This is a genomic window from Aliivibrio logei (assembly GCF_001691055.1).
GTDB lineage: Bacteria > Pseudomonadota > Gammaproteobacteria > Enterobacterales > Vibrionaceae > Aliivibrio > Aliivibrio salmonicida.
The window spans coordinates 25,642-35,363 of record NZ_MAJU01000036.1 but is presented as its reverse complement, the minus strand read 5'-3'; the positions used below and the strand labels follow the sequence as shown (position 1 = coordinate 35,363).

7 protein-coding genes are annotated in these 9,722 nt (G+C 36.4%); 2 read left to right on the top strand and 5 right to left on the bottom strand.

Annotation, left to right across the window (positions count from 1 at the left end; all coding sequences use genetic code 11):
• Window positions 1-980: Ig-like domain-containing protein (locus A6E04_RS20610; protein ID WP_175365446.1), on the bottom strand; the 980-nt coding region annotated here is incomplete at its 3' end.
• Window positions 981-1,514: 534 nt separating this feature from the next.
• Between A6E04_RS20610 and A6E04_RS20605 the strand changes: the two genes are divergently transcribed.
• Window positions 1,515-2,837, top strand: a complete 1,323-nt coding sequence (locus tag A6E04_RS20605) for a TolC family outer membrane protein (protein ID WP_012551464.1) — start codon at window positions 1,515-1,517, stop codon at window positions 2,835-2,837.
• Between the two features lie 2 nt (window positions 2,838-2,839).
• Window positions 2,840-3,445, top strand: coding sequence for an OmpA family protein (locus A6E04_RS20600; protein ID WP_012551463.1), 606 nt, complete (start codon window positions 2,840-2,842; stop codon window positions 3,443-3,445).
• A 73-nt stretch (window positions 3,446-3,518) separates the two neighbouring features.
• Here A6E04_RS20600 and A6E04_RS20595 read toward each other — a convergent pair whose 3' ends face one another.
• The 4 genes from A6E04_RS20595 to A6E04_RS20580 are packed head-to-tail and all read right to left on the bottom strand — an operon-like array spanning window position 3,519 to window position 9,649.
• Window positions 3,519-5,633, bottom strand: a complete 2,115-nt coding sequence (locus A6E04_RS20595) for a type I secretion system permease/ATPase (RefSeq protein ID WP_023602773.1) — start codon at window positions 5,631-5,633, stop codon at window positions 3,519-3,521.
• Between the two features lies 1 nt (window position 5,634).
• Window positions 5,635-7,560: a bifunctional diguanylate cyclase/phosphodiesterase gene (locus A6E04_RS20590; protein WP_017021045.1), complete on the bottom strand. Its 1,926-nt coding sequence runs from the start codon at window positions 7,558-7,560 to the stop codon at window positions 5,635-5,637.
• A 4-nt stretch (window positions 7,561-7,564) separates the two neighbouring features.
• The gene (locus A6E04_RS20585; RefSeq protein ID WP_017021044.1) at window positions 7,565-8,230 is read right to left on the bottom strand and encodes a transglutaminase-like cysteine peptidase; all 666 of its coding nucleotides are present in this window, start codon (window positions 8,228-8,230) and stop codon (window positions 7,565-7,567) included.
• A 27-nt stretch (window positions 8,231-8,257) separates the two neighbouring features.
• A complete protein-coding gene (locus A6E04_RS20580; RefSeq protein WP_017021043.1) occupies window positions 8,258-9,649 on the bottom strand; it encodes an HlyD family type I secretion periplasmic adaptor subunit in 1,392 nt (463 codons plus the stop codon).
• Window positions 9,650-9,722: the final 73 nt, after the last annotated feature.

The following is a 9,722-nucleotide window of genomic DNA, read 5'->3' as shown; positions in this document are numbered from 1 at the left end:
GCTAGATCATTGCCCGCGACATCGACACTCCAGTTGCCATTTTCATCAACCGTGGTTTGGTAGTCGGTACCATTAATCGTCATGGTCACCACATCGTTTTCACTGATGTCGCCACCCGTTGCTGTACCGGTTACCGCGATGATTTGTCCGCTTTCAGCCGCGTTAATCACTTCATCTTCGGTGATAGTCGCAACCGTCACGGTGCCCGCTTCCGCTGACGTATCTAATTCAAAAGCAGTTTTATTTGATTCAGGACCTGGCTGCCCCGAAATATCTGTAATATCAGCAATAAACTCATGAGTTCCGTCATCAGATACCGAAACCGTGAGTTCAATCTTTCCATTAATAATGTCATTTTCAGTAATCAAGTGTTTATTAACAATATTACCCGCACTATCACGTAATTCGAGTCTATCGCCATTTTCTGTGCCTAAAGGTAAAATAACGTCAACTTGAATACCATCAACAGCATTAATTCCGTTAATAACACCGTTACTATCCATTTCAGTTATTGAGATACTTGGAGCAAACTTTATAACTTCACTATTTATTCCCGATACATCAAAACTTCCAGTCTCTCTAAAAGACTTATATTGATCTAACAATGTTAAACTTTGGGTTTTAGATAAACCTAAAGCTTCTAAAGATGCCGTATCAAAATCGGTTTTAGCAATCGTACTTTTTCCTACCCGTTCAATTTCAGTAGAAGTAGTTAAGCTTGAACCACTTTCTTCACCGGCAGCAGGAGACTCAGAAACTAAACTAGGGTCTTTACCATCAACAATAGCATCCAAGATATCTTTAATTTCATTATTATTATCTTTTGGTAAATCATCACGATTGACCGATACCTCGCCAGAATCCTTTTCAAGAACGACGTCACCAGGTAAAACGGCTTCACCAGAAGTCATTAACTTCAAGTTACCATTTTTATCAATCACGATAATTTGTTTTTCATTTGTTGATGTTTTAATCGCCATAACGTTATTTCCCAAATCCATTTATTCACAACACATACAATTAACCAATAAATACGCCGCACCTATATACATAATTTAGCATACAGTTAACATTGTGACCACATTCATAAAGCGCGCTAAATAAACAAAAAAGGCGAATGTAATTTGTCTAAATAATATTATTTTCCTATTGTTTTAAGTGAGTCACAAAACGTGAGGTTAATTCCAATTAGTAATTTAAAAAAATAGTCCTAAAAAATATTCGCCACTATATTCTCGAATTCAAGACTTATTTTTACTATGTTTTTATTGTCATTTTCAAAACGACATCAAGTTATTCGTTTTTTGTTTGTGAGAGACTATTTATCGATGGATTTTCAATAGGTTAATTTTTGCTTTTTTATAAGAGATAACGTAGCATTTCAGTCATATATAAAAAACGAAATAGACACATACCATTTACCTATGGGTATCACTATTAAGTTAACTAGAATTTATTAAAAATATCGTGTTCATTAAAGTTGTTCAAAAGATACGATAATTAGGAGAAACACTTTGAAATGGATCAAACTTGCGACGTGCAGTAGCTTGCTAGTTTTGAGCGTATCAACTCAGGCTCAAACCTTAGAGCAAGCAATATCACAAACTCTAACGACAAATCCTGAGGTTAAGAAAGCATATAACGCTTATATGAGTTACGTTGAAGACAGCAATAGTGTTTCTGGTAATTACTTACCTTCTATTGACTTAGATGCAGGGATTGGACTTGAAAACATTAATCCTGCACCTAATAATGGTGATGACACAAGCTTAACGAGAAAAGATGCAACATTGTCTTTAACTCAACTAATTTGGGATGGTTCAAGTACGATTAATGATATGGATCGTACCCAAGCTGAAGCCGAATCGGCTCGGTTACAACTCATCTCTCTTGGTGAAAATAAAGCATTAGATGTATCCCAAGTCTACCTAGATGCGGTTAAAGCAACCGAAATCCTCGCTCTTTCTGAAAGCAACTTAGCAATTCATAAAAAAATATATAAAGACATAAAGAAAAGAGCAGAGTCAGGAATAGGTTCAACAGCCGATGTATCTCAAGTAGAAGCCCGTATAGCACGTGCCCACGGTAATTTACTTGCAGCACAAAATAATTTATTTGATACGCATACCGTCTTTACTCAAATAGTCGGCTCTCCACCTCAAGCACTCATATACCCTAGAGCTGATGCAAATACGCTGCCTTTAAGCCTACAAGAAGGCGTAGAGCGAGCTTACGAACACCATCCAGTCATCCTTATTGCACAGTCCGATATTCAAGCTGCAAAATATCAATACGCACAATCTAAAGGCACCAATTACCCGACGCTCTCTTTTGAAGCAGCTCAAACTTGGCGTGATGATGCTGGTGGTATAGAAGGAAGCAGTGACGAATTTTCAGCAATGGTTCGCATGCGTTACAACTTATATAACGGCGGAAGTGATAATGCACAATCAGAAAAAAGTGCTTATCAATTAAATATGGCAAAAGATCTGCGAGATAGTGCTTATCGAAACGTTGAAGAAGGATTTCGTCTATCATGGAGTGCGCTAGATTTAACATTACAACAGAAAGAATTCTTAGCCGATCATGTTGATGCAGCCTCCGATACAGTTATTGCTTATGAAAAACAATATCGTATTGGGAAGCGAACTCTTTTGGATCTATTAAACACAGAAAACGAATTATTTGAAGCCAGAAAATCTTACCTAGATGCCCATTACGCTGAACAGTTTGCAAAATTTAGAGTATTGCATGCAACAGGTACATTGATTCCATCATTACTTATTGATACCCCTAAAGAATGGAATTCACAAAAATCTAAAGAAGAGGAGAAATAAGAATGAAAAAATTAATTTACCCAACCCTTATTACGAGTCTTTTTTTGACGGCATGTGTCTCTGGCGACAAAGATTATATTGAAACACCCGCTCCCTCTCAGATCGCAGACCTACGAGATAATGATAACGACGGCGTTATTAACGCTCGAGATATCTGCCCAGGAACACCAAGAGGCGCTCAAATTGATAATGATGGTTGTGCCGAATACGTAGAGCAATCTGATAAAAAAGATTTAAAGATTCTTTTTGCTAACAATTCATCAGAAATATCACCTATTTTCAAAAGTGAAATAAGAACAATGGCTGAATTTCTGGCTGAGTATCCAGAAACCTCAATTCAACTTCAAGGCTTTGCAAGTCAACAAGGTAATGCAGAATACAACATTCGCTTATCAGAACTTAGAGCATCTGCAGTACGTGTTGCTTTGATTAATTATGGTGTTAATCCAGACAAAATTGAAACGATAGGTTTTGGTGATACCTTATTAACAGCCAAAGGGGATTCAGCAGTTAGTCACGCTTTAAATCGTCGAGTGGTTGCAACGGTTGTTGGTTTCAAAGGTGATGTAGTAGACGAATGGAATATATTTACACGTAAAAAGAAATAACAATTTCACAATGAATAACAAATAAAAAATGGGCGATAAACGCCCATTTTTTTATAGCGACAAGAAAATAAAACTAACTCACGGCTCTGACTTTGCCCGTCTTTAATTCATTTAATACCGTTGCTTTTGGTCCATCAGCAATGATATGCCCTTTTTCCATAACAATGACCCTATCAACCACATCAAGCATTGATGTTTTATGCGTAATTAAAATTAAGGTCTCTGACGGTTTCAAATGAGATAATTGATTCTTAAACAATAACTCAGAACGATTATCCATGCTGCTTGTTGGCTCATCTAAAAGCAATACAGGAGGTCTACCAATTAATGCTCTCGCTATCGCAACAGATTGACGCTGACCACCAGAAAGTAATAAGCCCCCTTCCCCAACTTGTCTCTCTAATCCAGCAGGGTCTTGCTGTGTAAAGGCGGTTACCCCCGCACGGTTTGCCGCTTCCATCACTTCACTGTCATCAGATAACTCTCGGCCAAGCATAATATTTTCTCGGATAGAACCATAAAATAAAGTAATGTCTTGCGGTACACAGCCTATATTGCGTCGTACGTCGACATGATGCAATTGGGAGATATCCGTATCATCAACTCGTACAGAGCCCTCAGTGGCTTGATAGAGCCCCATAATGAGACGTTCTAATGTTGTTTTACCTGAACCAATCCGGCCAATGATCGCTACTTTTTCACCAGGGTTAATCGTCAAGCTAATATCACGAACGGCAGACATTTGAGCTTCAGGGTAGTTAAATGTCACTTTATCTAATTCAATTTTACCTTGAAGAATCGGTCGATGAATATAACGCTTACCTTCTTCTTGCTCATCAGGCATTGCCATTAATTGCTCAATGATAGTCATCGAAGACTTAGCTTGGTTATAACGTGTAGATAGCAAAGATATCTGCACCAAAGGACCAATCGCCTTACCACTTAACATGGTAGAAGCAATCAATGCCCCCATGGTTAAATCACCATTAGCTATTAAATAAACACCAACAATAATCATTCCAATGTTCACCGCTTGCTGAACAAACCCCGCCATATTTTGAATAGAATCTGTAATACGACGGCTTTTAATGCTCCAATTAGAAATGTGCGTTACCGCTTCTTCCCAGCGATATTGAAATTGGCTTTGAGCATTAAATAATTTTAACGTCTCTAATCCAACCAAACTTTCAATAAGATTTGCGTACTTCTGAGAAGACAATCGAGAACCTTCTTCAATCGTTTTCTTTAGAGGGCCCTGAATGATGGCCGCATGAATTAACAATAATACAATGCCGACAATAGGAACTAAAACAATCGGTCCCGCAATCAGATATATAATAAATAAGAACAATAGAGCAAAAGGTAAATCAATTAATGACGCTATCGTTGCTGATGTAAAAAACTCTCGAATAGATTCAAACTCTTGCAAATGTCGAGCAAATGCACCAACAGAAGGTGGCTTCGCCTCCATTCTAATTCCAAGAACTTTTTGAAATAATTTCGATGAAATTAACACATCTGATTTTTTACCTGCAACATCAATGAAATAACCACGTAAGTATTTCAGTACGAAATCAAAAATAAAGACAATAAAAATACCAGAAGCCAAAACCCATAGAGATTCAAAAGCAAGGTTAGGAACTACTTTATCGTACACCAGCCGAGTAAACATCGGTGTTGCTATCGCAAAAATATTAATCAATATAGAAGCAAGAAACACATCTCGATAAATATGTTTCGATTCAAATAAGGTGCTCCAAAACCAATGTCCTTCTCGCTTCTTTAAAATTTCAGGGGAGCGATCATCATAACGAAATTTCTTTTTTAATAAAAAATACCGTCCGGTATATTGAGATTCTAAATCTTCAACAGAAATTGAAATCGGAAGCATATCTGAACTTGAAACTATGATTTCAGCTTCTTTCTTATCAGCATCAAACCCAATTAATACACAAGATTCACCCTCTTTTAATAATAAAACCACAGGTAATATCAATGAGGGGATATGACGTAATTCAGTTCGATTTTCTTTTGCTATTAACCCTGCCTTTTCAGCTGCACGAGAAAATAACATCGGTGTTAATTTGCCATCTTGTAATGGAAGGCCATTAATCAAAGCCTCTGGAGAATTCAACTGGCCGTAGTAACTACTTACATAACAAAGTGAATGCAATAAGGAATCTTTCATACTACTCGTCCTTCACTTTTTCATTAACAAAAAAACCTTGAAAAACATCAATATGATGCTCAGATAACAACTCTAATTGCTCTTTATTTTCAACACGAGAGGCAATCGTTGTAATACCCAGACTTTGTGCCGTTCTTGATATTGACGTTAAAATATAGCGTTGCTTTTCGTCATCCAATTGGTGTGTAAATAAATAATCTAATTTCACGTACTTAGGTCTAAATACTTTGATGTATTCTAAAGATTCAAAATTACGACCATAGTTATCAACACCAAATTCCGCACCAGACTCTCGGATAACATTACACAATAAAGCCGTATGATCCTCACTCTCAATAAAAGCACTTTCTTGGATCTCAAAGTGCAACAAAGGCATTGCCTCTTTATTTTTTTTCAAAATAGCGGTCAACCAACGTACAAAGCTTGGATTTGCGACACTTCCATTCGCCAAATTAATCGCCACTGGTTGTGTTATCTCTTTGGTTTTAATTCTCTCAAGCATTGTGCTTATAACAAATTGATCAAATGAGGTTGTTTCATTTAATTGCTCTAAAGCAAACAAATATTGATTGGCAGAATAACGTTGCCCCTCTTTCTCAATAGCTGAAAACACTTCTTGATGGAATACAGTACCAATACGAGCGGTTGCTAGTTGAAGTGTAAAATTAAACAGTTGCTCACTAATCGCCTCATCAACAAATTGCTTCCATTGTTGTTTACCCATTAACTGATGTTGACTTTCATCAGCAATAAACCCAAACAATAATTCAGGGGTAGCATGCGCTTGAGTTAATGCGTTATCGACTAAAGAAAGGATCTCTGTTGTTGTTTTTCTATTTTCATTAAAGACAACACCAAGCTCAGCATCAACAGGCGCTGTCGCCGTCGGATCGCCCTTAATATCTTGCGTATAAGCAATAATATTTTCAGCTGCAAGCTTTAATTCAACTTCTTCTATGTTAGGGAAAATGAAACCAAACTCAGAGGAATTTAAACGAGTTAATGTGACATTAGAACTAGGGAGTGTCGCTTTTAATAAATTAGCTAACTGATGAACGAGAGCATCTCCAGCTTCATAACCGTCTTGTTCGTACACCCTATTGATAAAGTTAACTTTTAATATTGCAATACCGCCTTTCGAAGACTCAGATAACCACGTATTAAGTTGGCCCATAAAAAATGAGCGGTTCCCCAATCCTGAAATTGGATCAAGATATACTTGGTCCCTTAGTTTTTCAGCCTCTTGCACTTGAGCTTTAAAACTCAATGAAATTTGCGAAGACATTGAATTAATACCAGAAATCACTGCTTCTAAATCTTTCGTTTTTGGTTTTGCTAATTTAGTATCAAAATTATTCTCTGAGACTTCTTTCATTTTTATAACAATAGATTGCAGCGGAGACAGGGCTCTTTTCACTACCATTGAAATAACAACAATCCCTAAGCCTATTACGATGAAAAAGATCATTCCCAATTGCGTTAAAGAATTCCAAAGCTGTTGATAGGCATACCCTGGATGAGTAACGATCTCAACTTCAGCCAATTGAATCCAGCCGCTCGTAATAACTCGATTTTCTGAAATCGTTCTAAATAAATTTAAATCAGTAAACCATTTAGGAACATTTTCGATTTTAATTGGATAGACCCTAACAATTTCTTCATTTGTACTTAATAACGTTAATCTCACAGCAGAATAATAACTGCCATCAAATAAAGCATTAATCACAGATTCTGCTGCGACTTTATCCTCATTTTCTAAATAAGGAGCAAGAGCAAGGCCCATCGAATTAATCGTGTTATTTACTTCTGAGCGCTGTTGGTTCTCCAAGAAGGTTTGAGTGGTGCGAAATTCAATCGCAAAGACAGATATCAGTAACAATAAAAAGACGGCTGTCATCCATGATACGAGCTGTTTATATAATGTCATTTACTTACTCATCATAATTTATAATTGGGTGGTTTAACCTCAGGCCTTTGTTTCTTTGTCGTAAGTCATTCCATAAACTTAATCGAGATGACCTCCCTGCCTGTTGTCCATTTCCTTTGCCTTTCATCAACCACAAATGTTGACCATTAAAACTGTATATAGGCAATAAATCGGTTCTTTGCGTTGCTGGTTTAATTTCTTTATCTAAATTGTCTAAAATTAATGGAATTGCTGATGGTGTTGGGTAATAAGCTAAAACCATGTGAAACTGATCAAGCTCTAACGCTTTCAAATAAATAAGTCTGAGTTTTTTATCTGGTACGCCAAGTTCTAATAAAGAAAAATATTTGGCTATTGTAAAATCTTCACAATCCCCAGCATTACTACCAAGAAACTCTAAAGGAGTAGCCCAATAATCTTTCTTTCCCCATAATTTAATATCATCAACAAAATAGAGCTGATTAAAAAACCGATTCACTTGTTCTAACTTTTCGTTCTCCGATTGATTATCAATGTCTTCAATCAAATTTCGCCAAGCAGAAACACGCTTACCTGCTCTTTCTCCATATTCACCTTTAACCGCTTTTATCCAAGCAAGATCTTGCTTTGTAAATGCAATAGAGCCAATAGAGAATAAAATTAAAGGAACAACTAACCATTTAGCTTTCATTCTGTCTAACGCTCCTTTTCCACATTTTTACTCTCTTAAAGCAGAACTTTTCGCTTGTACGATAGGTTTTAATAAATAATCCAAAATGCTGCGTTTTCCGGTAATTATATCTACCGACGCGGTCATACCTGGAATAATAAGAAATTGTTTCTCTATCGCAAGTTCATCTTGTGATGTTCTTATTCTTACAAGATAAAAGCTATTTCCCTCTTCATCTTGAATCGTATCAGCACTGATAAATTCGAGAACGCCTTTTAATCCACCATAACGGGTAAAATCATACGCACTAAATTTAACAATGGCAGAAAGCCCCGGTCTTAAAAAGGCAATGTCTTGCGGAGCAATTTTTGCTTCAATCAACAACGTATCTTCAGTCGGAACAATCTCAATTAAATCCATTCCAGGTTGAATAACGCCGCCAACTGTATTTATATAGATTTTTTTAATTGTGCCTGTCACTGGTGATAAAACGACAGTTCGATTTACTTTATCTTCTAAACCAACTTGGGACTCAGTAAGTGCCGATAATTTATCTTGAATCGTGTTTAGCTTTTCTTGTTGTTCAGAGCGAAACTTCAACGCAGCATCAATACGATTAAGGATTGTTTCTTGTGCTTCAGAAATTAAAACTGGAATTTTTAATTCCGTAGATGTCAGTTCTCTCTTCGTATCATTCAATTGACGTTGAAGTTTCAATAATTCAATACGAGGAACAACCCCCTCATCAGCTAACGGTTTTGTTATCGCTAATTCTTTTCTTGCATATCCATAGCCTTTTTGTAAGTTTTTCACTCGAGATTTTAATTCAAGTAAATCTTGTTGTTTTTGTGCTACTTGCTGATCGAATACATAAATACGGTTTTTAAGGTTATTCATGTCGGCACGGTATTCAGCCATTTGTCTTTGGGCAACGATCGGATTTTCTTTTTTAAACTCATCATCAAACACTAATTTATCATTCGAAATAATAACGGATTCTTTCCAACGTTTTTTATTGTTGATGTCTTGAATAAGAATACTGTCCATTGAAGCAGATAGTTGCTGAGCACTCGCCGTTAAATTTATGAGTTGCTTTTTACGCTCTCTAAAATCAGAACGAAATCGAGTGTCATCAATTAATAATAATTGTTGGCCTTTCGTAACTTGGTCACCTTCTTTTACGAGCATGTCTTTTACTAAGCCGCCCTCAAGGTTTTGTACTATCTGTAATTGAGAAGATGGAATTACTTTTCCTTGCCCTACCGTCACTTTATCAATCTCAGCCCATGAAGCCCATGCTATAGAGATACAAAAGAAAACAGCAATTATCCATAAAAGAATTTTTGCATTTGTTGGGGTATTAAGAAGTAATGCCGCTGTTTTATCATCGACAAATTCAAGCTCATCTTTTTTAAGACGATTCAATCCTTTTTCATTCATTTAAAAATCCCTTGACCACTCAGTGAATGAATAACATTTCCATTACATCAAGAATATATCATATTCACTATTT

What these genes read in the sequence shown, in the direction of transcription:
- A6E04_RS20585 (WP_017021044.1), bottom strand. Translation starts at nt 8,230, where the DNA reads ATGAAAGCTAAATGGTTAGTTGTTCCTTTAATTTTATTCTCTATTGGC.
- A6E04_RS20600 (WP_012551463.1), top strand. Translation starts at nt 2,840, where the DNA reads ATGAAAAAATTAATTTACCCAACCCTTATTACGAGTCTTTTTTTGACG.
- A6E04_RS20580 (WP_017021043.1), bottom strand. Translation starts at nt 9,649, where the DNA reads ATGAATGAAAAAGGATTGAATCGTCTTAAAAAAGATGAGCTTGAATTT.
- A6E04_RS20595 (WP_023602773.1), bottom strand. Translation starts at nt 5,633, where the DNA reads ATGAAAGATTCCTTATTGCATTCACTTTGTTATGTAAGTAGTTACTAC.
- A6E04_RS20590 (WP_017021045.1), bottom strand. Translation starts at nt 7,560, where the DNA reads ATGACATTATATAAACAGCTCGTATCATGGATGACAGCCGTCTTTTTA.